This is a genomic window from Streptomyces nidicola (genome assembly GCF_050106155.1).
Classification (GTDB): Bacteria; Actinomycetota; Actinomycetes; order Streptomycetales; family Streptomycetaceae; genus Streptomyces.
The window spans coordinates 4,498,845-4,524,503 of sequence record NZ_JBNBPI010000001.1 but is presented as its reverse complement, the minus strand read 5'-3'; the positions used below and the strand labels follow the sequence as shown (position 1 = coordinate 4,524,503).

At 70.1% G+C, this 25,659-nt stretch carries 30 protein-coding genes; 20 read left to right on the top strand and 10 right to left on the bottom strand.

The annotated features are described in order from the left end of the window. Positions 1–58 precede the first annotated feature (58 nt). Entirely contained in the window at positions 59–994 is a 936-nt protein-coding gene (gene mshD / locus ACOKM3_RS20650) for a mycothiol synthase (RefSeq protein WP_426902471.1), read from the bottom strand. A gap of 263 nt (positions 995–1,257) precedes the next feature. On the opposite strand from mshD, the gene ACOKM3_RS20645 reads away from it, so the two are divergent. Then, positions 1,258–3,066 (top strand): bifunctional metallophosphatase/5'-nucleotidase, encoded by a 1,809-nt coding sequence (locus ACOKM3_RS20645; RefSeq protein ID WP_426902469.1) that lies wholly within the window; start codon positions 1,258–1,260, stop codon positions 3,064–3,066. Positions 3,067–3,172: 106 nt separating this feature from the next. Beyond that, positions 3,173–4,381 (top strand): LmeA family phospholipid-binding protein, encoded by a 1,209-nt coding sequence (locus tag ACOKM3_RS20640; protein ID WP_426902467.1) that lies wholly within the window; start codon positions 3,173–3,175, stop codon positions 4,379–4,381. 44 nt (positions 4,382–4,425) lie between these two features. Here the strand turns inward: ACOKM3_RS20640 and ACOKM3_RS20635 are convergent, their stop codons facing one another. The 5 genes from ACOKM3_RS20635 to ACOKM3_RS20615 all read right to left on the bottom strand — a co-directional run bounded on the left by ACOKM3_RS20635 (position 4,426) and on the right by ACOKM3_RS20615 (position 9,762). Continuing rightward, on the bottom strand, positions 4,426–5,850 hold the full coding sequence (locus ACOKM3_RS20635) for a sensor histidine kinase (protein WP_426902465.1): 1,425 nt from the start codon (positions 5,848–5,850) through the stop codon (positions 4,426–4,428). Beyond that, a complete protein-coding gene (locus tag ACOKM3_RS20630; RefSeq protein WP_426902463.1) occupies positions 5,847–6,578 on the bottom strand; it encodes a response regulator transcription factor in 732 nt (243 codons plus the stop codon). The genes ACOKM3_RS20635 and ACOKM3_RS20630 overlap by 4 nt, the downstream gene beginning before the upstream one ends. 77 nt (positions 6,579–6,655) lie before the next feature. Continuing rightward, positions 6,656–7,708, bottom strand: a complete 1,053-nt coding sequence (locus ACOKM3_RS20625; RefSeq protein ID WP_426902461.1) for a S1C family serine protease — start codon at positions 7,706–7,708, stop codon at positions 6,656–6,658. A 138-nt stretch (positions 7,709–7,846) separates the two neighbouring features. Beyond that, positions 7,847–8,869 (bottom strand): LacI family DNA-binding transcriptional regulator, encoded by a 1,023-nt coding sequence (locus tag ACOKM3_RS20620; RefSeq protein WP_426902459.1) that lies wholly within the window; start codon positions 8,867–8,869, stop codon positions 7,847–7,849. A gap of 53 nt (positions 8,870–8,922) precedes the next feature. Beyond that, positions 8,923–9,762, bottom strand: coding sequence for a response regulator transcription factor (locus ACOKM3_RS20615; RefSeq protein ID WP_426902458.1), 840 nt, complete (start codon positions 9,760–9,762; stop codon positions 8,923–8,925). A 247-nt stretch (positions 9,763–10,009) separates the two neighbouring features. Between ACOKM3_RS20615 and ACOKM3_RS20610 the strand changes: the two genes are divergently transcribed. The 11 genes from ACOKM3_RS20610 to ygfZ all read left to right on the top strand — a co-directional run bounded on the left by ACOKM3_RS20610 (position 10,010) and on the right by ygfZ (position 17,262). Further along, positions 10,010–10,834, top strand: a complete 825-nt coding sequence (locus ACOKM3_RS20610; RefSeq protein ID WP_426902456.1) for an alpha/beta hydrolase — start codon at positions 10,010–10,012, stop codon at positions 10,832–10,834. 55 nt (positions 10,835–10,889) lie between these two features. Further along, complete coding sequence (locus tag ACOKM3_RS20605) at positions 10,890–11,144, top strand: MoaD/ThiS family protein (protein WP_266712497.1); 255 nt, start codon at positions 10,890–10,892, stop codon at positions 11,142–11,144. A gap of 7 nt (positions 11,145–11,151) precedes the next feature. Further along, positions 11,152–12,201, top strand: a complete 1,050-nt coding sequence (locus ACOKM3_RS20600; RefSeq protein ID WP_426902454.1) for a hypothetical protein — start codon at positions 11,152–11,154, stop codon at positions 12,199–12,201. Between the two features lie 35 nt (positions 12,202–12,236). After that, entirely contained in the window at positions 12,237–12,971 is a 735-nt protein-coding gene (locus tag ACOKM3_RS20595) for an LmeA family phospholipid-binding protein (RefSeq protein WP_426902453.1), read from the top strand. A 212-nt stretch (positions 12,972–13,183) separates the two neighbouring features. After that, positions 13,184–13,264, top strand: a complete 81-nt coding sequence (locus tag ACOKM3_RS20590) for a putative leader peptide (RefSeq protein ID WP_352133573.1) — start codon at positions 13,184–13,186, stop codon at positions 13,262–13,264. 116 nt (positions 13,265–13,380) lie between these two features. Continuing rightward, positions 13,381–14,226, top strand: coding sequence for a sulfurtransferase (locus ACOKM3_RS20585; RefSeq protein ID WP_426902451.1), 846 nt, complete (start codon positions 13,381–13,383; stop codon positions 14,224–14,226). Between the two features lie 31 nt (positions 14,227–14,257). After that, positions 14,258–14,545, top strand: a complete 288-nt coding sequence (locus tag ACOKM3_RS20580; protein WP_266712503.1) for a DUF1416 domain-containing protein — start codon at positions 14,258–14,260, stop codon at positions 14,543–14,545. Positions 14,546–14,656: 111 nt separating this feature from the next. Further along, entirely contained in the window at positions 14,657–14,917 is a 261-nt protein-coding gene (locus tag ACOKM3_RS20575; RefSeq protein ID WP_426902449.1) for a DUF3099 domain-containing protein, read from the top strand. 255 nt (positions 14,918–15,172) lie between these two features. Then, the gene (locus ACOKM3_RS20570) at positions 15,173–15,766 is read left to right on the top strand and encodes a heme-binding beta-barrel domain-containing protein (RefSeq protein WP_426902447.1); all 594 of its coding nucleotides are present in this window, start codon (positions 15,173–15,175) and stop codon (positions 15,764–15,766) included. 16 nt (positions 15,767–15,782) lie between these two features. Beyond that, on the top strand, positions 15,783–16,247 hold the full coding sequence (locus ACOKM3_RS20565; RefSeq protein ID WP_426902446.1) for a Fur family transcriptional regulator: 465 nt from the start codon (positions 15,783–15,785) through the stop codon (positions 16,245–16,247). A gap of 34 nt (positions 16,248–16,281) precedes the next feature. Next, the gene (gene ygfZ / locus ACOKM3_RS20560) at positions 16,282–17,262 is read left to right on the top strand and encodes a CAF17-like 4Fe-4S cluster assembly/insertion protein YgfZ (RefSeq protein WP_426902444.1); all 981 of its coding nucleotides are present in this window, start codon (positions 16,282–16,284) and stop codon (positions 17,260–17,262) included. Positions 17,263–17,274: 12 nt separating this feature from the next. Here the strand turns inward: ygfZ and dtd are convergent, their stop codons facing one another. Continuing rightward, positions 17,275–17,700: a D-aminoacyl-tRNA deacylase gene (dtd, locus tag ACOKM3_RS20555; protein ID WP_266712508.1), complete on the bottom strand. Its 426-nt coding sequence runs from the start codon at positions 17,698–17,700 to the stop codon at positions 17,275–17,277. Between the two features lie 200 nt (positions 17,701–17,900). Here dtd and ACOKM3_RS20550 point away from each other — a divergent pair, with 200 nt between their 5' ends. Next, positions 17,901–18,527, top strand: coding sequence for an RsiG family protein (locus ACOKM3_RS20550; protein ID WP_426902442.1), 627 nt, complete (start codon positions 17,901–17,903; stop codon positions 18,525–18,527). Between the two features lie 81 nt (positions 18,528–18,608). Next, positions 18,609–19,901: a GNAT family N-acetyltransferase gene (locus tag ACOKM3_RS20545; protein ID WP_426902440.1), complete on the top strand. Its 1,293-nt coding sequence runs from the start codon at positions 18,609–18,611 to the stop codon at positions 19,899–19,901. Between the two features lie 70 nt (positions 19,902–19,971). On the opposite strand, the gene ACOKM3_RS20540 is transcribed toward ACOKM3_RS20545, so the two are convergent. Next, on the bottom strand, positions 19,972–20,157 hold the full coding sequence (locus ACOKM3_RS20540; RefSeq protein ID WP_266712510.1) for a hypothetical protein: 186 nt from the start codon (positions 20,155–20,157) through the stop codon (positions 19,972–19,974). A gap of 165 nt (positions 20,158–20,322) precedes the next feature. On the opposite strand from ACOKM3_RS20540, the gene ACOKM3_RS20535 reads away from it, so the two are divergent. Continuing rightward, positions 20,323–21,279 carry a winged helix-turn-helix domain-containing protein gene (locus ACOKM3_RS20535; protein ID WP_426902438.1) on the top strand — a complete coding sequence of 319 codons (957 nt, stop codon included), beginning with the start codon at positions 20,323–20,325 and terminating at the stop codon, positions 21,277–21,279. A 34-nt stretch (positions 21,280–21,313) separates the two neighbouring features. Here the strand turns inward: ACOKM3_RS20535 and ACOKM3_RS20530 are convergent, their stop codons facing one another. Beyond that, positions 21,314–21,505, bottom strand: a complete 192-nt coding sequence (locus ACOKM3_RS20530) for a hypothetical protein (protein WP_426902436.1) — start codon at positions 21,503–21,505, stop codon at positions 21,314–21,316. A gap of 218 nt (positions 21,506–21,723) precedes the next feature. Between ACOKM3_RS20530 and ACOKM3_RS20525 the strand changes: the two genes are divergently transcribed. From ACOKM3_RS20525 to ACOKM3_RS20515, 3 genes are all read left to right on the top strand, one after another. Next, on the top strand, positions 21,724–22,611 hold the full coding sequence (locus ACOKM3_RS20525; protein ID WP_426906852.1) for a GntR family transcriptional regulator: 888 nt from the start codon (positions 21,724–21,726) through the stop codon (positions 22,609–22,611). Continuing rightward, positions 22,560–23,396, top strand: coding sequence for an HAD family hydrolase (locus tag ACOKM3_RS20520; RefSeq protein ID WP_426902434.1), 837 nt, complete (start codon positions 22,560–22,562; stop codon positions 23,394–23,396). The genes ACOKM3_RS20525 and ACOKM3_RS20520 overlap by 52 nt, the downstream gene beginning before the upstream one ends. Positions 23,397–23,493: 97 nt before the next feature. After that, on the top strand, positions 23,494–24,381 hold the full coding sequence (locus ACOKM3_RS20515) for a winged helix-turn-helix domain-containing protein (protein WP_426902433.1): 888 nt from the start codon (positions 23,494–23,496) through the stop codon (positions 24,379–24,381). On the opposite strand, the gene ACOKM3_RS20510 is transcribed toward ACOKM3_RS20515, so the two are convergent. Then, on the bottom strand, positions 24,372–24,563 hold the full coding sequence (locus ACOKM3_RS20510) for a hypothetical protein (protein WP_426902431.1): 192 nt from the start codon (positions 24,561–24,563) through the stop codon (positions 24,372–24,374). The two genes, ACOKM3_RS20515 and ACOKM3_RS20510, sit on opposite strands and share 10 nt — an antisense overlap. Before the next feature lie 163 nt (positions 24,564–24,726). Here ACOKM3_RS20510 and ACOKM3_RS20505 point away from each other — a divergent pair, with 163 nt between their 5' ends. Next, the gene (locus ACOKM3_RS20505; RefSeq protein ID WP_426902429.1) at positions 24,727–25,602 is read left to right on the top strand and encodes a winged helix-turn-helix domain-containing protein; all 876 of its coding nucleotides are present in this window, start codon (positions 24,727–24,729) and stop codon (positions 25,600–25,602) included. Positions 25,603–25,659 lie beyond the last annotated feature (57 nt).

The window sequence follows — 25,659 nt, the reverse complement described above, 5'->3', positions numbered from 1 at the left end:
GGAAAACCCCAGGTCAGAGGCTTGGAAGTCTCAGGAAGCCTCAGGAGGCATCAGAGAGTCAGGACTCCGTCCGGTACATCAGGTCCGTCTCGTAGGTAGTGAAACCCAGCCGCTCGTACACGCTCACCGCTGCCTTGTTGTCCGCGTCGACGTAGAGCATCGCGGTCGGGAGCCCTGCCGCCGCCAGGTGGCGCAGGCCCGTCGCCGTCAGCGCCTTGCCGAGGCCGCCGCCCTGGCCCGCGGGCGCCACCCCGACGACGTACACCTCGCCGAGCCGCTCCTGCGCGTGCACCTTCGTCCAGTGGAAACCGACCAGCTCGTCGCCGCGGAAGGCCAGGAAGAAGCCCGCCGGGTCGAACCAGGGCTCCGCCTTGCGGTCGTCCAGGTCGCGCTGGGTGAGGGAGCCCTGCTCGGGGTGGTGGGCGAACGCCGCCGCGTTCACCGCGAGCCACGCCGCGTCGTCCTGGCCGGGCACGAACGTACGGATCCGCACGCCGGCCGGCAGGACCGGCTCCGGGAGCTCGAGGTCCTTCAACGGCCGCCGCATCTGCCGCAGTTCACGGAACAGGGTGAGGCCGAGCACCTGCGCGAGATGCCGCGCCGCGCTGTGCCCGCCGTGCGCCCACACGCGCAGCCGCTTCCCGGAGGCGGCGAGCAGCGCGGCGCCGAGCGCGCGCCCGTGCCCGTGCCCCCGGTGCGCCGGGTGCACGACCAGCTCGGCGGCCGGGGCCTCGACGGGGTCGGTGTCCTCCAGCTGCGCGTAGCCGGCCAGCTCGTCGCCGATGCTGAGCAGCAGGTGCCGTACGCCCTCCCGCTCCCCTCCCCGCAGTTGCAGCCGGCCCTGCTCGGACACGGCCTGCTGGCCGTCCGTGCGGGCGGCGTCGGTGAGCAGGTCGAGCACCGCGGTGGACTGTTCGGCGGACAGGGCGGTCAGGGTGTCGATCCGGCGGCCCGAGGCGGTCGGATCACTGGTGGGGGCGGGGTCCGTGGTCATGGATACGAGGGTAGACCGGGGGTGTGGTCCCGCCCCGTCGCCCGTCGTGCGGCGGGTGGGCTCCGGCCGGGGCGGGGTCTGGTGCGCGGCACCGGGCTCACGTCGCGGGGCTCTGCCCCGGGCCCCGCTGCTCAATCGCCGCAGGGGCTTGAAAATGCCCACCCGCTACGCGCGTTGACCGTAAGCTGCCCGGCATTCGTAGTGACCGGCGCCCGTCGCAGTGACCGGCGTCGCATCGCACGGCATCCCCAGGGGGGACCCACATGCACATCACGACCAAGAGACCCCGGCGCCGCCTGCGTGCGGCCCTCGCGGGTGCTGCCACCCTCGTCACCGCAGGCGCGCTGATGGCCGCGCTGCCCGCCGGGGCGGCGCCGCAGAAGGGGGCGGCGGGCGGCCGGTACCAGGACGTACAGCTGCTGTCCTTCAATGATTTCCACGGGAACCTGGAGCCGCCCGCCGGGTCCTCCGGGCAGGTCACCGAGGACCAGGCCGACGGCACCACCAAGAAGATCGACGCGGGCGGCGTCGAGTATCTGGCGAGCTCCCTGCGCAAGGCCCGCCAAGGGCACCCGTACAGCGTCACGGCCGCCGCGGGCGACCTGATCGGTGCCAGCCCGCTGCTGTCCGGGCTGTTCCACGACGAGCCGACCGTCGAGGCCATGAACAAGCTCGACCTGGACGTGACCTCGGTCGGCAACCATGAATTCGACGAGGGTGCAGGGGAGTTGGCGCGGCTTCAGAGCGGCGGCTGTCATCCGAAGGACGGCTGCTACGAGGACGGCCGCACCTTCGAAGGCGCCGACTACCCCTACCTGGCCGCGAACGTCACCGACGAGAAGACCGGCAAGCCGATCCTGAAGCCCTACACGGTGTGGAAGCACAAGGGCGTGAAGGTCGGGTTCATCGGCGTGACGCTGGAAGGCACGCCGGACATCGTGTCGGCCGAGGGCGTCAAGGGGCTGAAGTTCCACGACGAGATCGAGACCGTCGACAAGTACGCGAAGATCCTCGACAAGCAGGGCGTGAAGTCGATCGTCGCGCTGGTCCACGAGGGCGGCGCCCCGGCCTCGGCCTCGTACAACTACGACTGCGACACGGGCGGCGCGGGCAGCGGCATCTCGGGCCCGATCGTCGACATCGCCAAGGGCGTCACGTCGAAGGTCGACGCCCTGGTCACCGGGCACACCCACAACGCGTACGCGTGCACGATCCCGGACCCGGCGGGCAAGCCGCGCATGGTCACGTCCGCGTCCTCGTACGGGAAGCTCTACACGGACACGACCCTGACGTACGACCGCGCGACCAAGGACGTCGTCCGTACGGCGGTGAAGTCGCCGACCTCCGAGAACCACGTCGTCACGCGGACGCAGGCGAAGGCCGCCGACATGACGGCCCTGATCGGGCGGTGGAACAAGCTGGCCGCGCCGGTCGCGAACCAGCCCGTCGGCTTCATCTCCGCCGACGTTCCCGGCCGGGGCGCCACGACCCCCGAAGCGCCGCTCGGCGATCTCATCGCGGACGCCCAGCTGGCGCACGCCAAGTCCCTTGACCCCAAAGCCTCTCTGGCCCTGATGAACCCGGGCGGGATCCGCTCCGACCTGGTGTTCAAGGCGAGCGGGAGCGAGGGTGACGGCGTGGTGACGTACGGCGAGGGCTTCGCCGTGCAGCCGTTCAGCAACACCGTCAATCTGGTCGATCTGACCGGAGAGCAGCTCGTCACCGCGCTCAAGCAGCAGGTCAGCGGGGCGAACGCGGCCTCGCCGAAGATCCTTCAGCCCTCGGCGGGACTCGCGTACACGCTCGACATGACCAAGTCGGGGGCCGACCGTGTCGTCACCGACTCGATCAGGCTGAACGGCGCCGCCATCGACCCGGCCGCCACCTACCGCGTCGCGATGAACTCCTTCCTCGCGGGCGGCGGCGACGGCTTCGCGGCGCTCGGGGCGGGAAAGAACCCGCTGGTCGGAAGCGATGACCTGAAGGCGTTCAACGACTATCTGACCGCCAACTCGACGGCCTCGAAGCCGATCGCTCCGCCGAAGGCGGACCGCATCACGATCGTCAAGTAGCCGAAACAAAGCTTGCATTGGGGTGGCCTACGGTTGAACAGTGGGTCACCCCACACTTGTGAAGGATGTTTGTGCGATTGGTGGGGGTGTGTGATGGAATCGGCCGATGCGTACCCCCCACCGCATGGCCGACGACCCCATAGCCGACGACTACACAGCCGACGACTACATATATGACGAGCGCGCAGCGGACGAGCACGCGGCGTTCGACGACTGGTTTGATGGCGGGGCGGAGGATTCGGTTCCACCCGACCACAGGCGAGGTGGCAGGCGCAGGCGCCGCAGCCGTTTCGCCGGTCTCTCCTTCGCGCTCAAGGGCCTGATCGCGATTCTTGTCCTGTGCGGATTCCTCGCCCTGGCCGACCGCTGGGCGGTGCTCTACGCCGAGAACAAGGCGGCGCAACAGATCAAGAAACAAATGAAGTTGGCGGCCGCGCCCGAGGTGGAGATCGGCGGCTTCCCGTTCCTCACGCAGCTCGCCGACCGCCGCATCCACGAGCTGAAGGTGACCGTCCCCGACGTCGCCGCCGACCGCGTCACCCTCGCCAAGGTCTCCGCGACCGCGCACAACGTACGCATCAAGGGCTCGGGTCCCACCGACATCAGCGGCGCCTACGCCGACGCGATCCAGGGCCAGGTGCTGCTCAGCTTCGCCGACCTGAACAGGGAACTGGGCTCGTCCCAGGTCACGTTCAGCGGGCACGGGAAGAACAAGGTGCTCGCGCGCGGCACCCTGCCCGTCGCCGGGCACGACGTGAAGGTGCGGGCGGACGCGAACATCCAGCGGCTCGGCGCGTCCGGGATCTCCACCGACATCGACAACATGAGCCTGGCCATCGGCGACCTCGCCACCTACCGCCCCGGCACCCGCTCGTCCGAGGGCCTGCACCTCACGCGCTCCTCCGTGGACAAGCTCACCAAGCAGGTCGACAAGGCGCGGCAGCTGCTCGCCGTCCCCGCGGTGGTCAAGCGTCTCGGGGTGCCGGACAGCGCGGTGCGGCAGGCGCTGAACAGCGACGCGAAGCTGCGCGAGCTGACGGGGACGCCGCGCTTCGTGAAGCAGCTGATGGGCACGAACCTGATCGACATCGCGCTCGCCCACCCCGCGATCCTGAAGAAGCTCGGCCTCGACCCGGCGCTGCTCGACGGCCTCACCCGCCTCACCCGGCCCGAACTCGCCGACCGCCTCTCCCTCGCCTTCCGGCTGCCGAAGCTGCCGGGCGACGACGGATACGTGCGGCTGCAGGACGTGACCGTGGAGAAGGAAGGGATCCGGGTGGACCTGTCGGGCGGGGGCCTCTCCGTCGGCAAGTGACCGACAAGTGACCGACCGCAAGTGACCGACAGGACGCGGGTCCGCTACGGGATCTCCGGCGGCGGCGTCGGCGCTCCCGGCAGGACCAGCGTGGCGATCGTGCCGCCGCCGTCCGCCGCCGAGAGCGCGACATGGCCGCCGCTGGCCTCGACCGTGCGCGCCACGATCGACAGGCCGAGCCCCGAACCCGGCAGGGCGCGCGCGGTCGGCGAGCGCCAGAACCGGTCGAAGACGTACGGGAGTTCATCGTCCGGGATGCCGGGGCCGTGGTCCCGCACGGTGAGCGTGCCGCGCATCAGCCGGACCTCGACGCGGCCCTTCTCCGGGCTGAACTTCACGGCGTTGTCCAGCAGGTTCACGACCGCCCGCTCCAGCGCCGCCGGCTCGGACCGTACGTACCAGGGGGCCAGCTCCGCGTCGAAGGTCAGCTCGGGGCCGCGCAGCCGGGCGCGCTCGATGGCGCTGCGCACGGTGTCGTGCAGCGAGACCACCTTCAACGGCCCTTCGGCCCCGGTCAGTCCCGTACGCGACAGCTCCTGAAGGTCGCCGATGAGCGCGGCCAGCTCCGTCATCTGCGCCTTCAGCGAGGCCATCAGAGCCTTGCGGTCCTCCGGGGGGATGGTGCGGCCCGTCTCCTCGATCCGGGTGAGCAGTTCGATGTTGGTACGCATCGAGGTCAGCGGCGTCCGCAGCTCGTGACCCGCGTCGGCGATGAGCTGCTGCTGGAGCTCGCGGGAGCTTGCCAGCGAGGCGGTCATCGAGTTGAAGGACTCCGAGAGCCGCGCGATCTCGTCGTCGCCCTCGACCGGGATCCGGACCGTGAGGTCCTCGGTCCTGGCCACGTGCTCGACGGTCTCGGTGAGCTGGTCGACGGGCCGCAGCCCCGTCCGGGCGATCCACAGCCCGGCGGCGGTGGAGCCGAGTACGCCGATGCCGCCGACGAGGAGGAGGACCCAGGCCAGCGTCGTCAACGGCTTGGTGATCTCGTCGAGGGGAGTGGCGACGGACGCGGCGACACCGGCGAGCCGTGCGTCGTCCTGGGTGGTGATCGGGACGGTGAGGACCCGCATCGACTGGCCCTTCACGTTGTCCGTGGTGTGCAGCGAATGGTCCGAGGTGCCCGCCGCGACGGCCATGTCCGAGGACTGGACGGGGATCTTGTGGTCGCCCTGCGAGGTGCAGGCCCTGCCGTCGGACTGGATGATCTGGATCGTGGGCCCCGGAAAGTTGTGCTGGGCCGAGGCGCTGCCGGACTGACAGCCGGCGAGAACGTACTCCATCTGCTCGCGCTTGACCGAGTGGGCCTGCTGCACCAGGTCGTTGTCCAGCTGTGCGTACAGCTGCTTCTCCGTGATGAACCAACACGTCACCGCCACCGCGGCAACCGCCGCCGCCACCGCCACCGCGACGAGCAGCGCGATCCGCGACCGCAGCGGCAGGGACCTCAGCCGCCGTACGACCTTGTTCACTCGCCGGTCCCGTCCGATCGCAGCACGTACCCCACACCCCGCACCGTGTGCACGAGGCGCGGTTCGCCGCCCGCCTCCGTCTTGCGCCGCAGGTACATCACGTACACGTCGAGCGAGTTGGAGGACGGCTCGAAGTCGAAGCCCCAGACCGCCTTGAGGATCTGTTCGCGGGTGAGGACCTGGCGCGGGTGGGCCAGGAACATCTCCAGGAGCGTGTACTCGGTGCGGGTCAGCTCGACCGCGCGCCCGCCGCGCGTGACCTCGCGGGTCGTCAGGTCCATGCGCAGGTCGGCGAAGGAGAGGGCGTCGGAATCGTCACCGCCGTCGCCGGCCCCGGCCGCGTACGAGCTGCGGCGCAGCAGGGCCCGTACCCGGGCGAACAGTTCGTCGAGCTCGAAGGGCTTGACCAGGTAGTCGTCGGCGCCCGCGTCGAGGCCCGTGACGCGGTCGCCGACCGTGTCACGGGCGGTGAGCATGAGGATCGGGGTGGTGGATCCGGTGGCGCGCATCCGGCGGGCGGCGGTCAGTCCGTCCATGCGGGGCATCTGGATGTCGAGGACGACCAGGTCGGGGCGGTACGCGGCGACCTTCTCCAGGGCGTCGGCGCCGTCGACCGCGACCTCGGTGGCGTAGCCCTCGAAGGCGAGGGAGCGCTGGAGCGCCTCCAGTACCGCGGGCTCGTCGTCGACGATGAGGATGCGGTGCGGTTCGCCTTCGGCGGGGCTCATGGTCAGGGTTTCCTGTCGGTGGGTACGGGCGGGTGGTCGGCGCTTCTCAGCCTCGCACGGCCACCCGGGATGTGGCGTCAGCTGTCGGCTCCGCCGGCCCGCAGCGTGTCCAGGTCGGCCTTGACGGTGTTGATCGGGATGGCGAAGCCGAGGCCCACGCTGCCGTTGCTGGACGACGACGTGGAGGAGTCCGAAGAGGACGAGTACATCGCCGAGTTGATGCCGACGATGTTGCCGTTCATGTCGATGAGCGCGCCACCGGAGTTGCCGGGGTTGAGCGACGCGTCCGTCTGAATGGCCTTGTACGTCGTCTTGGACGAGCCGGTGTCGCCGTTGAACTCCTGGCCGCCGTACTCGAACGGCCACTGGCCGCTCCCGCCGCCCTGCTGTTGCTGCTGTCCCTCGTCGGTGGAGACGGTGACGTCACGGGCGAGCGCGGAGACGATGCCGCTGGTCACGGTGCCGGTCAGGCCCTCGGGGGAGCCGATCGCGACGACGTCGTCGCCGACCTTGACGCCCTCGGAGTCGCCGAGCGTCGCGGCCTTGAGGCCGGAGGCGTTCTTCAGCTTGATGAGCGCGAGGTCCTTCTTCGCGTCGGTGCCGACGACCTCCGCCGTGTACGTCTTGCCGTCGCTCGTCGAGACCTTGACGGAGGAGGCGCCGGACACGACGTGGTTGTTGGTGACGATCTCGCCGTCGCTCGTGATGATCACGCCGGAGCCGGTCGAGGAACCGGAGCCGAGCGTCGCGTTGATCTCGACGATCGACGGGCTGACCGCCTCCGCGACGCCGGACACGGTGCCCTTCTTGCTGCTGGGCACGACCGTGGTGCTGGTGGAGGACGAGGCCGTGGCGGAGCCGGTGAGCTCCTGGAAGGCGTACGCGGTGCCGCCGCCGACGGCCGCGGCCGCGATCGCCACCGCCGTGATGAGCCCGGCAGGACCGCGCAGCCGCTTCTTCTTCGGGCTGCCGTGCTGCGGCTGCTCCTGCTGCGGCTGCTGCTCGTGCTGCGGGTGCTCGTAGCGCGGCTGCTCGTGCGTCTGCTCGGAGAGCACCACGCCCGGCAGGTACGGGGGCTGCGGAGGATAGGCCTGGGAGTCATCGCCGCTTCGGCGGTAGGTCTCGGTCATGGCACCAAGCCTGTGGCGCGTACATGAGAGCCGGCTGAGTGCGCCCTGAGAGTCCCAGCAGAACCCTGTTTGCCCGAAGTAAAGACCCGAAGCAGAGACCCGAAGCAGAGACCCGAAGTGAAGACCGGGCGGCGGAGCCTACGGGCAGCCGCAGGACTGCCGGACGACCAGCCGCGAGGGGAACAGCTTCAGCCGCTCGCGCCGCGACCCGGCCACCCGCAGCGAGTCGTCCAGGACCAGGTCCACGGCGGCCCGCGCCATCGCGGGACGGTCCGAGGCGACGGTGGTCAGCGGCGGATCGGTGAGCCCCGCCTCCTTCACGTCGTCGAACCCGGCCACCGCCAGCTCGCCCGGCACGTCGAGGCGCAGCTCGCGCGCGGCCCGCAGCACACCGATGGCCTGGTCGTCCGTGGAGCAGAAGATCGCGGGCGGCCGGTCGGGCCCGGCCAGCAGGCCGAGCGCCACCTTGTAGGCGTCGTAACGGTTGTACGGCGCCTCGAAGAGCCGGCCGTCGATGGACCGCCCCGCCTCCTTCATGGCGCGGCGCCAGCCCTCGACGTGGTCGGAGACCGGGTCGCCGACGGAGGGGGTGTCCGCGGTACCGCCCAGGCAGGCGACGTACTCGTGGCCGTGCTCCAGGAGGTGCCGGGTGGCGAGCTGGGCGCCGCCGACGTCGTCGGTCACGACCGCGACGTCGTCGATCGCCTCGGGCCGCTCGTGCAGCAGCACGACGCGGGCGTCCCAGGCCTCGATCTCGTTCGCCGCCAGGTCGTTGAAACCGTGGCTGACGAGGATCAGGCCCGAGACCCGCATGCCGAGGAAGGCGCGCACATAGTGGACCTCACGGTCGGCCGTGTAGTCCGAGTTGCCGACCAGAACCATTTTTCCGCGCTCCGCCGCCGCCTGTTCGACGGCGTGCGTCATCTCCGCGAAGAACGGCTGGCGCGCGTCCGGCACGATCATGCCTATGAGGTCGGTCCGCCGCGAGGCCATGGCCTGGGCGACCCGGTCGGGCCGGTACCCCAGCTCCTTGATCGCGGCGAGCACCCGCTCGCGCGTGGCCGGGGCGACCGGCCGGGGTCCGTTGTTGATCACGTAGGACACGACGGCGGTCGAAGTACCCGCCAGCCGCGCCACATCGTCCCGAGTCACCTTGGCCACGCGCGGAGTCTACGCGGATGGACCACCCTCTGGGCAGGGCGTGAGCCCCTCCGCTAACGGCGCACGGGGGCCGGGCGGCCCACTCCGTCCACGGGGGACGGAACCTTGTCCGTGTTTTCTGCGGTATCCGCCTTGTTCGCGGCCGCGGCCCGCTGCTCGGCCTGCTGTTCCGCCTGCTTCTCGGCCCGCGCCTCGGCGTTCTTCTCCGCCTTCTTCTCCGGCTTCTCCGGAGTGACGAAGCGGTAGCCCACGTTGCGCACGGTGCCGATGAGCGACTCGTGCTCGGGCCCGAGCTTGGCCCGCAGCCTTCGCACGTGGACGTCCACGGTCCGGGTGCCGCCGAAGTAGTCGTAGCCCCAGACCTCTTGGAGCAGCTGGGCGCGCGTGAACACGCGACCGGGGTGCTGCGCCAGGTACTTCAGGAGCTCGAACTCCTTGAAGGTCAGGTCGAGGACCCGGCCCTTGAGCTTCGCGCTGTAGGTCGCCTCGTCCACCGACAGATCACCGTTGCGGATCTCCATCGGGGAGTCGTCGGTGACGATCTGCTGCCGGCCCATGGCGAGCCGGAGCCTGGCCTCGACCTCCGCGGGTCCCGCGGTGTCCAGGAGTACGTCGTCGATGCCCCAGTCCGCGGTGACGGCCGCGAGGCCGCCCTCCGTCACGACGAGCACCAGCGGACAGCCGGGCCCCGTCGAGCGGAGCAGCTGACAGAGACTGCGGACCTGCGGGAGGTCCCGGCGCCCGTCGATCAGGATGACATCGGCACCTGGGGTGTCGACGAGAGCGGGGCCCTCCGCCGGAGCCACTCGCACGTTGTGCAGGAGCAGGCCGAGAGCGGGGAGCACCTCCGTCGACGGCTGAAGGGCATTCGTAAGGAGCAGCAGAGAACTCATCGCCGCCCACCTGCCTGGGTCGTCATACGTTCGTGCACGGTTCGCTCGCCCATAACGTCTGGTTCCTCCTCGGGTCCCTACGAGGACGTTTGCGGCACTGCTTCGTACTGGCAGGAGACCCCGCGCCCTGGGGTCCTGACCTGCTGTTTTGCCAGTGTTTTCGGGTCGTCGTATACAACGCCCCTGAAAGCACAAAAGGACCCGGGGGCTGCATTGCCCGAGTCCTCTTCCCAGCAGAATAGCCCACATGAGTTGGGGTCCGGCAGGTGACAAGCGTGGATCTTCTGTGTGGCCGATCACGGAACGGAGACAGCGCGTGATGCTCCGGACACACGACGGAGTCGCCATCGACGCCTCGTACGAGCCCGGTCCCGGCGGCCCCGGGGCCCCGGCGATCGTGCTCGCGCACGGCTTCACCGGCGATCTGGAGCGGCCCCATGTGCGCCGCGCGGCAGCGGTGTTCGCGCAGCGTGCGGCCGTGGTCACGTTCTCGTTCAGGGGGCACGGCCGCTCCGGCGGGCGGTCCACGGTCGGCGACAAGGAAGTGCTCGATCTCGCGGCGGCGGTCGAATGGGCGCGCTCGCTCGGCCACGCGCGCGTGGCGACGGTCGGCTTCTCCATGGGCGGCTCCGTGGTGCTGCGGCAGGCCGCGCTGCACAGGGGGCGCACGGAAGCGCACGTTGACGGGGTCGTCGCGGTGAGCGCCCCCGCCCGGTGGTTCTACCGCGGCACGGCCCCGATGCGGCGGGTGCACTGGGCGGTGACCCGGCCCGCGGGGCGCCTCGTCAGCCGCTTCGGGCTGGGCACGCGGATCCACCCGTACGACTGGGACCCGGTCCCGCTCTCCCCGGTCGAGTCGGTCCCGCTGCTCGCGCCGACCCCGCTGCTCGTGGTGCACGGCGACCGCGACCCGTACTTTCCCGTCGACCACCCGCGGATGCTGATGGCGGCGGCCGACGGCGGCGCGGAGCTGTGGCTCGAAGCGGGGATGGGCCACGCCGAGAACGCGGCGAGCGACGAGCTGATCGAGCGGATCGGGGCGTGGGTCGCGGCGACGCTTGCCGCACAATAGGACGCCGCACACAGAGCAGTACCGAGAGAGCAGAGCGGGACCGAGAGGAGTCGGGATGGCGCAGGGCACGATCCGCTTCTGGGCTGCGGCCAAGGCCGCCGCCGGCGTCGCGGAGGAGCCGTACGAGGCCGAGACCCTGGCGGCGGCGCTGGACACGGTGCGCACGCGGCACCCCGGCGATCTCGTCCGGGTCCTCCAGCGCTCCTCGTTCCTGGTCGACGGGGACCCCGTCGGGACCCGCGGCCATGAGACGGTACGGCTTGCCGAGGGCGGCACGGTCGAGGTGCTCCCGCCGTTCGCAGGAGGATGACACCCCGATGAGCAACAACCAGCAGTACCCGTACCAGTACGAGCCTCAGTACGACCCGTACGGGCAGCCGCAGCAGCAGTACCAGGCCGAGCCGCCGACGCAGCAGTGGCAGGGCGCCACGTGGGACACCCAGGTGCAGCCGCAGGGGTACGAAGGGCTGCCGCCTCAGCAGCAGTGGTCGTACGAGGCTGCGCCGCAGGGGCCTGAGACGGGTCCCGCCCCGCAGATGTCGGAGACGCCCGCCGCACGGGGCTCCGCCCCGGACCCCGCGGGCTCTCGTCCCAGTGCGGGGCCTGATGTGGCCACCGCTGCCCAGCGCGCCCGCGCCGAGGGGCGGTCGCCCATCATCGAGCCCGGGTTGCAGCCCGCCGCGCTCACCGCCGTGCTCGCCCTGTTGCTCGCGGGGGGCGCCGCCATCGGCTCGTACGCGCTGCTCGTGCCGCTGGTGGTGCTGCAGGCGGTCACGGCCGCGGGGTGGTTCCGGCTCAACGGGATGTGGCCCGCACGCCAGGGCATCGCGCTCGCCTTCATGGGCGGCGTCGTCGCGGACATCGCCCTGCTCGTGGCCGGCCGCGACAACGGCCCCGCCGCGATCCTCGGCACGCTCGGCGTCTGGGTGCTGCTCACCCTGGTCCTCCAACTGCGTTCGCACGCCGACCCCGACGAGCGGATGTACGGCCTGATGGCGACGGTCGTCTCCGCGGCGCTCGCGATCGTGGCGGCCGGACATCTCGCGGCCGAGCCCGACGCGGTGACGGTCGGCGGGGTGGCCGTGGCGGTCGCGATCCTGGCCCGCGCGCTGCCGCTGCCGACCGTCGTGTCCGTCGTCGTCGCGCTGCTCGCGGCCACCGGGGCGGGGATCGCCGCCGGCGGTATGACGGACCTGGGTTCGGGCGGTGCCTTCCTCGGCCTCGGCGCGGGTGCCTGCGCCGTCATCGGCCACCGTGTCGCGTCGTACGACTTCCCGTCGCGCTTCGTGCACATGACGGCGGGCGTGGCGCTTCCCCTGGCCGCCGCCGCACCGGCGGTGTGGTTGCTGGGCCGAGCGCTCGGCTGACAGTCGTCCGGCGCGGTTCGCGTACCCTCCGGGCCATGCGCGCACTGCGAATACTGCTCATATTTGTCGTCGTCGTCGGCGGCCTCTTCGTGGCGGCCGACCGCGTCGCGGTCCACTTCGCCGAGAGCAAGGCCGCCGACAAGATCCGCACGAGCGAGGGGCTCGGGCAGACCCCCGACGTGTCGATCAACGGCTTCCCGTTCCTGACGCAGGTCGCGGGCGGCACCCTGGACGACGTCGAACTCGGCATCCAGGACTTCGAGGCGAAGAGCGGCAAGAGCGACGCCGGCATCCGTATCGCGGACCTCAAGGCCGAGATGCACGGCGTGAAGTTCGACAGCAGCTACAGCTCCGCCACCGCCGACTCGGCCACCGGGACCGCCCGGATCGACTACGCCGAGCTCCTCAAGGCCGTGAAGAAGGAGGGCCCGGCGCAGGTCGCCCCCGGCGTCACCGCGTGGATCGACGGGCTCGCGTACGCCGGTGACCACAAGGCCAAGGTCACGGTCGCGATCAAGACCCCGCTCGGCACGGTGCGGCCCACGGTGCGCAGCACGGTCGACGTCGACGGCGGCAAGCTCTCCGCGCGCGCCGACAGCCTGCCGGACGTGAGCGCGTTCAAGCTGGCCGATGGCCCGATCCGGGGCGTCACCGACTTCCAGCAGGCGCTCGACGACCTGCCGGCCGGGATCAAGCTCGACCGGGTGCAGGCCGTCGACAAGGGCATCGAGATCACCGTGAAGGGTTCGGACCTCGACCTGGTCGGGTAGGCCCGGGGAGATGCCGAAACGGGCCGGGGATACCGCCGGTCCGAAATGCGAGACAACGGCGTCCGCAGAGCAGATGTCGTCGGGCGTCCACCGGTGCGGCGGCGGGGCGGAAGCCGCCCGGGATCGCGATCGTTCTCATATTCCGGACGATCTCGTCTCATCATCCGACACGCCGGTGACACGGCCGCCGGTACGTCCTTACGATCGGACCCATGAAGCGACAGGCGGATCTCACGAAGCGGCGGGCAGTAGACCTGTGCCGCGTCGCCGCCATGCTCTGTCGCGCCGCCTGAGCGGGACGGCTCAACTCCCGCTTTCCCCGGACCCCTTGAGGCGCACGCCTCGGGGTCCCCGTGCAGCCACGCACACCCCTTTCGCATACCCCCGCAACTGCCCCGGAGGAATCAGCATGAGCCGCAGCGACGTCCTGGTAGACGCCGACTGGGTCGAGGCCAACCTCGACAACGACAGCGTGGCCATCGTCGAGGTCGACGAGGACACGTCCGCGTACGACAAGAACCACATCAAGAACGCGATCCGGATCGACTGGACCAAGGACCTCCAGGACCCGGTCCGCCGTGACTTCATCGACCAGGCCGGCTTCGAGGAGCTGCTGTCGAAGAAGGGCATCGGCAACGACACGACCGTCGTCCTCTACGGCGGCAACAACAACTGGTTCGCCTCCTACGCGTACTGGTACTTCAAGCTCTACGGCCACCAGGACGTGAAGCTCCTCGACGGCGGCCGCAAGAAGTGGGAGCTCGACTCCCGCGACCTGGTCGACGGCTCGCAGGTCCCGAACCGTCCGGCCACGCAGTACAAGGCCAAGCCGCAGGACACGTCGATCCGCGCCTTCCGCGACGACGTCGTCAACGCGATCGGCAACCAGAACCTCGTCGACGTGCGTTCGCCCGACGAGTTCTCCGGCAAGCTGCTCGCCCCGGCCCACCTCCCGCAGGAGCAGTCGCAGCGTCCGGGCCACGTCCCGTCCGCGCGCAACATCCCGTGGTCGAAGAACGCCAACGACGACGGCACGTTCAAGTCGGACGACGAGCTCAAGGCGCTCTACGCCGACGAGCAGGTCGACCTGGCGAAGGACTCCATCGCCTACTGCCGCATCGGTGAGCGCTCCGCGCTCACCTGGTTCGTGCTGCACGAGCTGCTCGGCCAGGAGAACGTCAAGAACTACGACGGCTCGTGGACCGAGTACGGCTCCCTCGTCGGCGTGCCGATCGAGCTCGGCGCCAACAAGTAACCCCCTGACCTTTACTTCCTAGGAGTTCAACATGTGCGGAGCGAAGGCCGGCGGCCCCGACGCCTCGACGATCAAGCCCGGTGAGACCACCATCCAGGGCCAGGTGACCAAGGACGGCGAGCCCGTCACCGGTTACGTGCGCCTGCTGGACTCGACCGGCGAGTTCACCGCCGAGGTCCCCACCTCGGCCACGGGCCAGTTCCGCTTCTACGCGGCCGAGGGCACGTGGACGCTGCGCGCCCTGGTCCCCGGCGGCCAGGCCGACCGTACGGTCGTCGCCCAGACCGGCGGCCTCGCCGAGGTCGCGATCGCCGTCTGAGCGATCACACGCAACGGCTGAAGGGCCGCACCCCGCCTGGGTTGGACGCCACTGGCACGGGTGCGGTCCTTCGGCATGTTCCCGGGGCCCGCGCGGGCTTACGCTGAAGGTATGTACGCGCGCCGGAAGCACGCTTACTTCGCCATGATGGGCGTATGCATCGCCCTGTTCGTCCTGGCCTGGGGTGTCGTACGGATCTGGTCGGTGCCCGCGGCCGTCGCCATGTGCGTCGTCGCCATGGTCATCCCGCCCTTCGCGGCCATCGTCGCCAACCGGCGAGGGCCCGACGACCGCTGGTGGGACGACCCCTCCGGCGATCCGAAGTCCGACGACTGGTGGGACGAACTGGACGGCAAGAAGCGTCACCAGTGACACCCGAGGACACCTGAGCGGCACCCGCTGTGACCGACCTCGCCGAGAGCCCCCGTGCCCGGACGACTACAGTGGGGCCCGGCTCTGTTATCCGCATACGTTCCGCTCACCGAGGAGCAATCCCGTGCTTGAGGCCTTCTTCTCCACCCTTCTCGTCCTGGTCTGCGTCGGCGTCGTCGCCTTCGCGGGTCTGTCCGTGAAGAAGCTGTACCAGGGCCAGCGCTGACCCCCCACTGAGAGACGTCTGAACCGCTCATGATCCAGATCCCGTCCGACCTGCACCCCGACCTCGTCCCCCTCGCCTTCCTCCTGGGCGACTGGGCGGGCGCCGGCGTCACCGATTTCCCGGGCGCCGAGAAGGCCAACTTCGGTCAGGAGGTCTCCTTCACCCACGACGGGCGGGACTTCCTGGAGTACCACTCGCACTCCTGGATCCTGGACGCCGAGGGCAACAAGGTGAAGCCCCTGGAGTCCGAGTCCGGCTTCTGGCGGATCACGGCCGCCGAGGGTGACAAGGGCCGCCCCAGCCAGGTCGAGGTCGTCATGGTCCGTGACGACGGCGTCGTCGAGGTCTGGTACGGCGAGCTCGCCGACAAGAAGCCGCAGATCGACATCGCCACGGACGCGGTGGCCCGCACGGCGGCCTCCGGCCCGTACAGCGGCGGCAAGCGCCTCTACGGCTACGTGAAGAGCGACCTCATGTGGGTCGGCGAGAAGCAGACCCCCGAGGTTCCGCTGCGCCCCTACATGTCGGCCCAGCTCAAGAAGGTCGTGTCCCCGGAGGAGGTCGCCGACATGGCGCGCAACCTCCCGGACATGCCGGACGACGGCATCGCGTTCTTCAAGTAGTTCTAGACTCGTCGGTGTGGTGAGCACCGAAGGCATCGACTGGAAGAGCGATCTGCGGCAGCGAGGCTACCGGCTGACGCCGCAGCGCCAGCTTGTCCTGGAAGCCGTGGACACCCTGGAGCATGCGACCCCCGACGACATCTTGTGCGAAGTGCGCAAGACGGCGTCGGGGGTCAACATTTCGACGGTCTACCGGACCCTCGAGCTCCTGGAGGAGCTCGGGCTCGTCTCGCACGCCCATCTCGGGCACGGCGCACCCACGTACCACCTCGCCGACCGGCACCACCACATCCACATGGTCTGCCGGGACTGTACGAACGTGATCGAGGCGGATGTGGACGTCGCCGCGGAGTTCACCGCCAAGCTGCGCGAGGAGTTCGGCTTCGACACCGACCTCAAGCACTTCGCCATCTTCGGGCGCTGCGAGAACTGCGCCAAGAACGCCAAGAACGCCGGAGACAAGGGGCGGGCGCAGGAATAAGCGCGTCCGCCCACTCGTCGTAGTGTGTGTGAACATGCAGCGACATTCAACGAGCAGCCCCCTGCTGGCCCTGCCCGGCGCCGTTCCCGCCGAGGGCGTGGACGAAGGCGTCGCCGCGCACTACGGCGACCTGTTCCGCGAGCAGCGCGCCCTCGCCGACGGGACGGGCGTCGTCGACCTGTCGCACCGCGGCGTGATCACGGTCACCGGCGCGGACCGGCTGAGCTGGCTGCACCTGCTGCTCACCCAGCATGTGGAGCAGCTGGAGCCGGACCGGGCCACCGAGGCGCTGATCCTCTCCGCCAACGGACACATCGAGCACGCCCTGTACCTCGTCGACGACGGCACGACGACGTGGGCGCACGTGGAACCGGGCACGCAGGAGTCCCTCCTCGCGTACCTGGAGTCCATGAAGTTCTTCTACCGGGTCGAGACCGCCGACCGGACCGACGAGTTCGCCGTCGTGCACCTCCCGGCCGGGTCGATCGCGCCGGTGCCGGACGGGGTGGTCGTGCGCGAGACGCCGCACGGCCGCGACCTGTTCCTGCCGCGCGCCGACCTGGAGTCGTACGCGAGCGAGAACGGCCCGGCGGTCGGGCTGCTGGCCTACGAGGCGCTGCGCGTCGAGCAGCACCGCCCGCGCTTCGGCTTCGAGACGGACCACCGCACCATCCCGCACGAGCTGGGCTGGATCGGCTCGGCCGTGCACCTGCAGAAGGGCTGCTACCGGGGGCAGGAGACCGTCGCCCGCGTGCACAACCTGGGCAAGCCGCCGCGGCGGCTCGTCTTCCTGCACCTGGACGGCAGCGAGGTGCACCTGCCGCCGCACGGCGCCGAGGTGCGGCTCGCCGCGGACGGCCCCGAGGGCCGCAAGATCGGTGTCGTGACGACCTCCGTACGCCACCACGAGCTGGGCCCGATCGCGCTCGCGGTCATCAAGCGGAACGTGCCGGCCGACGCGGAGCTCCTCGCGGAGGCCACGGCGGCGGCGCAGGAGATCGTCGTAGAACCCTGATTCGCTGAGGAATCACATCTCCAGCAGCACCGTGAACGGGCCGTCGTTCGTCAGGGACACCCGCATCTGTGCCCCGAACCGGCCCGTCGCCACGGTCGCGCCGAGCGCCCGAAGCTGCGCCACGACCTCGTCGACCAGCGGCTCGGCGACCGGGCCAGGCGCGGCGGCGTTCCAGGTGGGGCGGCGGCCCTTGCGGGCGTCTCCGTAGAGCGTGAACTGGCTGATCACGAGGAGCGGCGCGTCGATGTCGCTGCACGACTTCTCGTCGGCCAGCATCCGTACCGACCAGAGCTTGCGGGCCAGTTGGGCCGCCTTCTCCTTGGTGTCCTCGTGCGTGACCCCGACGAGGACGCACAGGCCCTCGCCCTTGATCTCGCCGACCGTCTCGTCGTCCACGACGACGCTCGCGCCGTCCACCCTCTGCACCACTGCTCGCATACGACCATCATGCCGCGCACCGATTTTCGTGCCGCACAAGGGGTTTGAGCATGCTCCCCAACCCCCCATCCGGGGCGGATCTGGGGCACTCGGGCCCGAAGTGGGCACTGGGAGTGGCACCATGCTGACACGCGGTGCGTCGGTGGCGTGCGGCGCGGTCCGGTCGAGGGGACGGTAAGCAGACCATGGATACCCATGCCATGAGCCACACAACGAGTACGGGGCTGCCCGGGCAGCCCGTATCGCTGACGCACAGGGAGCGGGTGGCCCCGCTGACGCGCCCGCCGGCCCAGCGGACCGACAGCCCGGAACTGCCCGCCGTGCCCGCACCGGACCTGTCGGCCCTGCGCCTGCCGGAGCTGCGCACGCTGCGCCGCGACTCCCAGCAGAACGAGGCGGACCTGAGCTACGTACGACGCCTGCTCCAGGGCCGGATCGACATCCTGCGGGCCGAGTTGGGCCGGCGGAAGGACCCCGAGTCGCCGGTCGTGGACCGGCTCTCGGAGATCCTGCGGGACCAGCCGACGCGGCAGCGCTCGTCGGCCCGGCACGTCACGCTCGGCACCCCGCACAGCGAGGAGTCCCGGCGCCTCGTCCAGGAGATGCTCGCCGAGGTCGAGCTCTCCGACCTCGTCGCCCGCACGGACGACGAGCTGCTCGCGGCGATGGGCCGCCTCGTCCGCTACGAGCAGCTGGTCTCGCGCCGCCGCCACCAGTTGCAGCGCACGGCGGACGACTGCAGCGCGGAAATCGCTCGCCGCTACCGGGCGGGGGAGGCCCAGGTGGACGACCTCCTGACTGGTTCGACGGGCCTGGTAGGCGACTGAGGGGTGGGGTCCGGGGCGGAGCCCCGCGACGTGGGAAGAATCCGGGCGACACACACACCGGGCCCCGCCTAGCGTGAGCTCATGAGTAACCGTGCCGCCACCCCTGATGACCGCGAAGCGATAGACGTCCGGGCCGTCACCGAGGACGAGCTGCCCGAATGGTGCCGCACCCTCAACACCGGCTTCCTGCGCCCCCCGACCGCCTCACCCCAGACGGTCGCCAAGCGCCGCGCCCACTTCGACCTCCCCCGCACCCGCGCCGCCTTCGCCCCAGCCGGAGGCGGCGGCACCCGTCAGGTCGCCACGTTCCGCTCCTTCGCGCAGGAGCTCACCGTTCCGGGCGGCGCCACCGTCCCCACGGACGCGATCACCAACGTCACCGTCAGTCCCACGCACCGCCGCCGCGGCCTGCTCAGCCGCATGATGGCGGCCGACCTCGCCGAGGCGAAGGAGCGCGGCGACGTCGCGGCCACGCTGATCGCCGCCGAGTACCCGATCTACGGCCGCTTCGGCTTCGGCCCCGCGACCACCACCACGACCTGGGAGATCGACGTGGTGCGGTCCGGCCTCGACGCCCGCTGGTCGGGCCCCGGCGACGACGGCCGGGTGGACCTGTCCGACGCCGAGGAGATCCGCAAGGTCGGCCCTGAGCTGCACGGGAAGCTGCGCGGCCGGGTCGCCGGTCTCGTCTCCCGCGGCGAGCAGTGGTGGCAGTACAACACCGGCCTGTGGCCGACCCCGGAGGACCCGTGGACGGAGCCGTTCCACGCGGTGTACCGCAACGCGCGCGGCGAGGTGGAGGGCCTGGTCGCGTACCGCACGGAGGCCCGGTTCAACGACCACGTACAGCCGGCGTGCACGGCGAAGGTGCAGGACCTGCTCGCTCTCACCCCGGCCGCGGAGCGGGCCCTGTGGCACTTCGTCTGCTCGGTCGACTGGGTCACCGTCGTGGAGAGCGGGCACCGCGCCCAGGACGACCTGCTGCCGGACCTCCTCCCGGACCCGCGCGCGGCCCGCGTGACGCAGCAGGCCGACTCGATGTGGGTACGGATCCTGGACGTCGTACGGGCCATGGAGGCGCGCTCGTACGACACCAGCGGGGAGATCGCGTTCGAGGTGCTCGACGCCGCGGGGCTCGCGGGCGGGCGGTTCACGTTGACGGCGGCGCCCGGCGGAGCGGTCTGTTCGCCGGGCGCCGCCTCGCCCCAACTCACGGTCGACGTACGCGAGTTGGGAGCTCTGTGGCTGGGCGGCGAGTCCGCGGTGCGGATCGCCGCCCTGGGGCGGATCGTGGAGCACGAGGAGGGCGCGGCCGCCGGGTTCGACGCCCTGCTGCGGACCTCGCGGCGGCCGTGGTGCCCCGATGTGTTCTGAGCCGCGGCCCCATCCGCGTACGACGTACTGACCGACCGGGCTCCCGGCTCCCCTCCGGAAGGGAGCCCGGTCAGCCGCTCTGGGCGAGCAGCATCACGAGGACGACGGCCCCGATGCCGCTGATCACGGTGTTCTTGGCCTTGAGGCCGACGGAGAGAACGATGAAGGCGATGATGCCCATCGGCCCGTACTTCCACTGGATGAGCTGCTCGAATCCGATGGCGAGTGCGGCGATGACGATGGCGAAGAGCGGCATTGTCCTACCTCCTTCAGGACCTGAGGTCCTCGTGGTGACCAACTTCAGGTCCCCCGACCATGTCCGGGAAGTTGGTCACCAACTCAAAGGTAGTTATCTCCGCTGAAGGGCGTCTCATAACCACCTTCACGTCAACTCCCCAAAGATGGCGGGAAGTTGTAGGGTTTGGTTGTGAGCGGGGAACATGCCGCCGTCAATGGACGGCCCAGGTCACAGCGGGCGCGTTATACGTACCGCGAAGTGGCCGACGCGCTGCGCGACCGGATCACGTCCGGCCGCCTGAGCCCCGGCCAACGGATGCCTACACAGGCACAGTTGGCGGGCGAATTCGGTGTGGAGCGCTCCGCCGTACGTCAGGCGCTGCGCATTCTGCAGTCCGAGAACCTGTTGGTGAACGCCACGAAGGGCAGTCCGGCCACCGTCGCGCAGCATCCGCGGCCCGCGCTGCTCGGCCCCGAGGCACAGCCGCAGTCGACCATGGTGACGCTCGCTCCACGCATCGCCGAAGCCTTCCAGCAGACCGACGTGGAGATCGACGCGCTGTGCCTGACGGCGGTCTCGCTGACGCTCGCGATGGGTGAACCGCTGCGCCTCATCCACGAGGGGCGTACGAAACCGGCCAGGATCCGGGTGCGGGTGCTGCTGCCGAGCCGGGACATCGACCTCGCGTTTCCCGCGCCCGCGCCACCGGTCGTCGATCCCGTGTCACGGGCGGCGGAGGCCTCGCGGGCGGAGGCGGCGGTCGGCGGCAGGCTGCGGCGCGACTGGCTGGAGCAGCGCAACGCGCAGGGGCAGGTGCTGCGCCACAATCTGCTGGCCCTGCGGGCCACGCACGGCATGGACGTCACGGTGGAGTTCCGCGCGCTGCCGTTCACGCCCCCGGTCAAGCTCTACCTGCTCAACAGCAACGAGGCGCTGTTCGCGTACTACACGCTGACCAGGCGCGACGCCCAGATCGACCATGAGCGGGTGGACGTGTACGACGCGCAGGGCGTGCGGCAGATGCTCTTCGCGTTCGAGCACGGGGCGGGGCTGCGCGACACGACCTTCGTGGAGCAGTCCCATCTTTGGTTCAACGGCCTCTGGAACACGATCAGCCAGGACCTGTGGCTCAGCTCATGAGGGCGGGGCCGGCCAGGGGCGGTGGTGAGCCCATTCAGTGCAGCGCGGGTCCGGCCACGGTCAGCGCGAGCAGCACGCCGCCCATCGAACTGCAGGTGGCGTTCCTGGCCTTGGCGCCGACGGCGAGCAGGAGCAGGCCCGCGAGGCCGGCCGGACCGTAGTGCCACTGCGCGAGCTGCTCGAAGGTGAGCACGACCACCGCGGAGAGGAGGCTGAGTACGGACATGGTGGTTCCTCCTGCTTCGGTGTTGCGTTGCTTCGCTGCTGGGCCTTACTTGGTCTCCTTCGCTGCCACCATTGGCCACCTTCTTCCAAGTTGGCGACCAACTGCACTGGAGTTGTCCCCACTTGGTCGTGGTATATAAACGGGAGGACGACAACTCTCGCCAAATGACGGCGAGTTGTGCCGTTTGGTCGGATCCAGGGGAGCAGGGCGTGGCGGACATGGCAGACGCGACACTGAACGGCAGGAGAAGGCTCACGGCCCAGGAGATCGCCGACCAACTCCGCGAGCGCATCCGGGAGGGCGCGCTGCGGCCGGGGGATCAACTGCCCACGCAGGCCACGCTCGCCGATGAGTTCGGCGTCGAGCGCGGCACGGTCCGTCAGGCGCTCCAGCTCCTGGAGACGGACGGCCTGCTGAGCAAGCGCAGCAAGGGCAGCCCGCCGCGGATCGCCCCGGGGAGCGCCGCGCGCGACGAGCCGCAGCCGTCGATGGTCGCGCTCGCCCCCCGCCTGGTGGAGGCCTTCCACGCCCCCCACGTCCGTATCGACGCGGTCTGCATGACCTCCGAAACCCTGATGCTGGCCCTCGGCGAGCCGCTGCGCCACATCCACGAGGGCCGCATCCGCCCCGAATCCCTCGACGTACGCATCCTGCTGCCCAGCCGCGACATCAACCTCGCCTTCCCGGTGCCGGTCCCGGACGGCAGCGACGGGATCGACCACGACGAGGGCGTCGCGGTGCACAACCGCTGGCTGGCGCAGCGCAACGCGCAGGGCCAGGTGCTGCGCCACAACCTGCGCTCCCTGCGCTCCTCGCACGACATCGACGTGCGGGTGACCTTCCGCGCGCTCCCCTTCACCCCGCCGGTCAAGCTCTATCTGCTGAACCAGTCCGAGGCCCTGCTCTCGTACTACATGGTCACGCGGCGCGAGGAGGAGATCGACAACGACACCAAGCTGGAGATGTTCTCGGCCACCGGCACGCAGGCCCTGCTCTTCTCCTTCGAGGAGCGGGCGGGCCACCGCGACCGGACCTTCGTGGAGGAGTCGCAGAAGTGGTTCGACGCCCTCTGGGAAACCATCACCTCCGACCTGACACTCTCCTAGTGACTTCAGAGACGACGAAGCAGACTGTTCCGGTGGCAGAAGAGACCGAACCAAGTCGGGAATCGACCGAACAGGGCGACGCACGCGAGTCGGGCACCCTCGCGGACCTGATCGCGAGCGCCCGCCATGTCCTCTTCGACTTCGACGGCCCGATCTGCCGACTCTTCGCGGGCCGGCCGGCGGCGGGGATCGCGCGGGAGCAGGTGGAGTGGCTGGATGCGCAGGGGCTCGGGGACGTACTGACGGCCGAGGAACGGGCCGACGTGGACCCGCACGCGGCCCTGCGCCTCCTCGGGCGGGCGCGGCCGGACACCGACCTGGTCGTGGAGATGGAGAGCAGGCTCACCGAGCAGGAGCTGCGAGCCGTCGCCTCCGCCTGGCCCACGGAGCATGCGGACCCGCTGATCCGCACCTGGACGGCGGTGGGCACCCGACTCGCCATCACCACCAACAACTCGGCAGAGGCGGCCCGCCGCTACATCGCGGGCCGCGGACTGTCCGGCTGCTTCGAGCCCCACATCTACGGCCGTACCAAGGACCTTTCCCGCCTCAAGCCCGACCCGTACTGCCTTCAGCGCGCCATGTCGGCGATGGGCGCGGCGCCCGGAACCACGCTGATGATCGGCGACGCGGCGTCGGACCTGGTGGCGGCGCGGCAGGCGGGCGTCGCGTTTCTGGGCTACGCGCGTAATGACCGCAAGGAGGCCGTCCTGCGGGAGGCGGGGGCCCGGCAGGTGACCGCGACCCTGGAGCCGATCATCGACATTCTGCGGGGCCGCGCCTGACCTGCGATTCCCTCACCCTTTGGCGCAAGCCGGGGGAGTTGGCAGCCAACTGCCGTAGAGTTGTACGGACTTGGTCGGGGGGTGAGGGGAGATCGTCGTGGTGGACGCGAATACGGAGAACACCCCCAGACCCACCGCCGAAGAGATCGCCGACATCCTGCGCAAGCGGATCCTCGGCGGCGAACTCAAGTCCGGCGAACGCCTCCCGACACAGGCCACGCTCGCGCGGGAGTTCGGAGTGGAGCGCGGCACGGTCCGCAACGCGCTGCAACTGCTGCGCGCCGACGGCATGTTGACGAACGCCCGCAAGGGCAGCCCGCCCACGGTGTCCCGCCCGCAACAGCATTCTGTGCCGGGTGCACAGTCGGCACGGAGCATCCTGGGCCCACGCCTGGTAGCGGCCTTCGAGGCGCAGCACGTCTACGTGGACGTGGCGAGCCTGACCGGAGAGACACTGCTGACGGCCCTCGGCGAGCCGCTGCGGAAGGTGTACGAAGGGGCGCTGCGGCCGGAGTCCGTACACGTACGGATGATGGTGCCGAGGCTCGGGGAGAATGTCGATTACCCAGCGCCCGCGGCCGGCTGGGGCCACGACGAAAAGCTCGACGAGGCGATCAGGCGCCGCGGCCGCATCCAGTGGGACGCGCAGCGCACGGTGCTCGTCGGTGCCTTCAAGGGACTGCGCGACAGCGGCGTCGACGCGAGCTTCGAATACCGCTTCGTCTCCGGCGTCCCGACCCGGAAGGTGTACCTCCTGAACCGGCAGGAGGTGCTGGTCGGGCACTACGTTCCGGATCGGATCGAGCGGGAGATCGACGACTACGAGGACGCGGACACGGTGGAGCTCGTGGACGTGGAGGGCTTCGAGACCGAGATGTTCCCCTTCCAGCGCTCCAACGGCGAGGACCAGGCCGCCTTCGTGGACGGGGAGCAGGCGATGTTCGACGGCCTCTGGAAGCACGTCGCGCGGCGTCGTCAGACCTGAGTCAGGGCGAGGAACACCAGCGCGGCCCCGATCAGCGCACCGGCCCTAGACCTCCGCTCGGCGGACAGGAGAAGTGTGAGGGCGGCGAGGGCCACAAGTCCGAGGGCTCCGTACTCGGACTGGAGGAACTGCTCCAGTCCATAGCCGAGCACGGTCGCCAGCAACTGCGGTATCGGATTCATGGGTCCCCACCCTTCAACTGTTCTGCCAACCAGCCCAATTGGACTGCTGGACTTGAATTGGTGTTCCCCGGTCGGACAGATCGTTAATCAACGCCCCTAAAAAGCCTGGAAGTTGACTGAAACCGGTGTGCCGTTGGGCTGACGGAGGTACGTTCCCCTTGTGGTGAGCAGCGGCGGTGGAGCCAGTGGCGGCAAGGAGGTCTTCCGTGTCGTGGAGGAGCTGCGCTCGCGGATGGCCGGCGGCGTCTACCCGCTGGGGTCCTTGCTGCCGGCCCAGCGGGGGCTGGCCGAAGAGTTCGACGTCTCCCGTGACACGGTGCAGCGCGCGCTGAAGCAGTTGCGCTCAGAGGGGTGGATCGACCCGAAGCAGGGCAGCGGCACCCGCGTCATCCGGGCGCAGGCGGTCCAGTCGTACACCGCGCGGGCCGCGATAGAGGGGCGGGTGACGCTGCGCGGCTTCTTCGACGAGGCGTTCGCGGGTCCCGAGGTCGTGCTCGACGTGTTCACCCTGACGTCCGAATCGCTCGACATGCAGGTGAAGGGCCAGATCGAGCGGATCAGGCTCGGCGAGGTGCGGCCGCGGCGCGTCGCCATCCGGATGCTGATTCCCGACGAGGCCCTCGACCTGCCGTATCCGCGGGCGCTGGACGATCCGGACGGCCGGTTCACCGCCCGGCTGAAGGAACGGCTGCTGGACATCACGCGTCGGCACAGTGCGTCGATGCAGGTGGAGCTGCGCCAGCTGGAGGCCGAGGGCCTTGTGGAGACGGCGAGCATCGAGATCCGGCACGTGATGCTCACGCCGACATCGAAGCTGTACCTGGTCGGAGGTGAGCAGGCACTGCACGGCCCGTACGAGGTCATCGAGCGCCCCATCGTCCTCGACGACGAGGTGACGCTGCGCGCCCTCGACGTGCTCGGCCTCGGAGCCCAGCTCACGCACTACGTCAAGGACGACAACCCGGGCTCGCGCGGGTCGGTCTTCATGAAGAGTTGGCAGGCGTGGTTCGACTCCGTGTGGGAGCACTTGGCGCGCTGAGTCGATCGGGGATCGAACGCCATACCCCTGTGCGTGTTTCTTTACACCCCTGAAACC

What these genes read in the sequence shown, in the direction of transcription:
- mshD (WP_426902471.1), bottom strand. Translation starts at nt 994, where the DNA reads ATGACCACGGACCCCGCCCCCACCAGTGATCCGACCGCCTCGGGCCGC.
- ACOKM3_RS20645 (WP_426902469.1), top strand. Translation starts at nt 1,258, where the DNA reads ATGCACATCACGACCAAGAGACCCCGGCGCCGCCTGCGTGCGGCCCTC.
- ACOKM3_RS20640 (WP_426902467.1), top strand. Translation starts at nt 3,173, where the DNA reads ATGCGTACCCCCCACCGCATGGCCGACGACCCCATAGCCGACGACTAC.
- ACOKM3_RS20630 (WP_426902463.1), bottom strand. Translation starts at nt 6,578, where the DNA reads ATGAGCCCCGCCGAAGGCGAACCGCACCGCATCCTCATCGTCGACGAC.
- ACOKM3_RS20625 (WP_426902461.1), bottom strand. Translation starts at nt 7,708, where the DNA reads ATGACCGAGACCTACCGCCGAAGCGGCGATGACTCCCAGGCCTATCCT.
- ACOKM3_RS20615 (WP_426902458.1), bottom strand. Translation starts at nt 9,762, where the DNA reads ATGAGTTCTCTGCTGCTCCTTACGAATGCCCTTCAGCCGTCGACGGAG.
- ACOKM3_RS20610 (WP_426902456.1), top strand. Translation starts at nt 10,010, where the DNA reads ATGAGTTGGGGTCCGGCAGGTGACAAGCGTGGATCTTCTGTGTGGCCG.
- ACOKM3_RS20605 (WP_266712497.1), top strand. Translation starts at nt 10,890, where the DNA reads ATGGCGCAGGGCACGATCCGCTTCTGGGCTGCGGCCAAGGCCGCCGCC.
- ACOKM3_RS20600 (WP_426902454.1), top strand. Translation starts at nt 11,152, where the DNA reads ATGAGCAACAACCAGCAGTACCCGTACCAGTACGAGCCTCAGTACGAC.
- ACOKM3_RS20595 (WP_426902453.1), top strand. Translation starts at nt 12,237, where the DNA reads ATGCGCGCACTGCGAATACTGCTCATATTTGTCGTCGTCGTCGGCGGC.
- ACOKM3_RS20590 (WP_352133573.1), top strand. Translation starts at nt 13,184, where the DNA reads ATGAAGCGACAGGCGGATCTCACGAAGCGGCGGGCAGTAGACCTGTGC.
- ACOKM3_RS20585 (WP_426902451.1), top strand. Translation starts at nt 13,381, where the DNA reads ATGAGCCGCAGCGACGTCCTGGTAGACGCCGACTGGGTCGAGGCCAAC.
- ACOKM3_RS20580 (WP_266712503.1), top strand. Translation starts at nt 14,258, where the DNA reads ATGTGCGGAGCGAAGGCCGGCGGCCCCGACGCCTCGACGATCAAGCCC.
- ACOKM3_RS20575 (WP_426902449.1), top strand. Translation starts at nt 14,657, where the DNA reads ATGTACGCGCGCCGGAAGCACGCTTACTTCGCCATGATGGGCGTATGC.
- ACOKM3_RS20570 (WP_426902447.1), top strand. Translation starts at nt 15,173, where the DNA reads ATGATCCAGATCCCGTCCGACCTGCACCCCGACCTCGTCCCCCTCGCC.
- ygfZ (WP_426902444.1), top strand. Translation starts at nt 16,282, where the DNA reads ATGCAGCGACATTCAACGAGCAGCCCCCTGCTGGCCCTGCCCGGCGCC.
- dtd (WP_266712508.1), bottom strand. Translation starts at nt 17,700, where the DNA reads ATGCGAGCAGTGGTGCAGAGGGTGGACGGCGCGAGCGTCGTCGTGGAC.
- ACOKM3_RS20550 (WP_426902442.1), top strand. Translation starts at nt 17,901, where the DNA reads ATGAGCCACACAACGAGTACGGGGCTGCCCGGGCAGCCCGTATCGCTG.
- ACOKM3_RS20545 (WP_426902440.1), top strand. Translation starts at nt 18,609, where the DNA reads ATGAGTAACCGTGCCGCCACCCCTGATGACCGCGAAGCGATAGACGTC.
- ACOKM3_RS20540 (WP_266712510.1), bottom strand. Translation starts at nt 20,157, where the DNA reads ATGCCGCTCTTCGCCATCGTCATCGCCGCACTCGCCATCGGATTCGAG.
- ACOKM3_RS20530 (WP_426902436.1), bottom strand. Translation starts at nt 21,505, where the DNA reads ATGTCCGTACTCAGCCTCCTCTCCGCGGTGGTCGTGCTCACCTTCGAG.
- ACOKM3_RS20525 (WP_426906852.1), top strand. Translation starts at nt 21,724, where the DNA reads ATGGCAGACGCGACACTGAACGGCAGGAGAAGGCTCACGGCCCAGGAG.
- ACOKM3_RS20510 (WP_426902431.1), bottom strand. Translation starts at nt 24,563, where the DNA reads ATGAATCCGATACCGCAGTTGCTGGCGACCGTGCTCGGCTATGGACTG.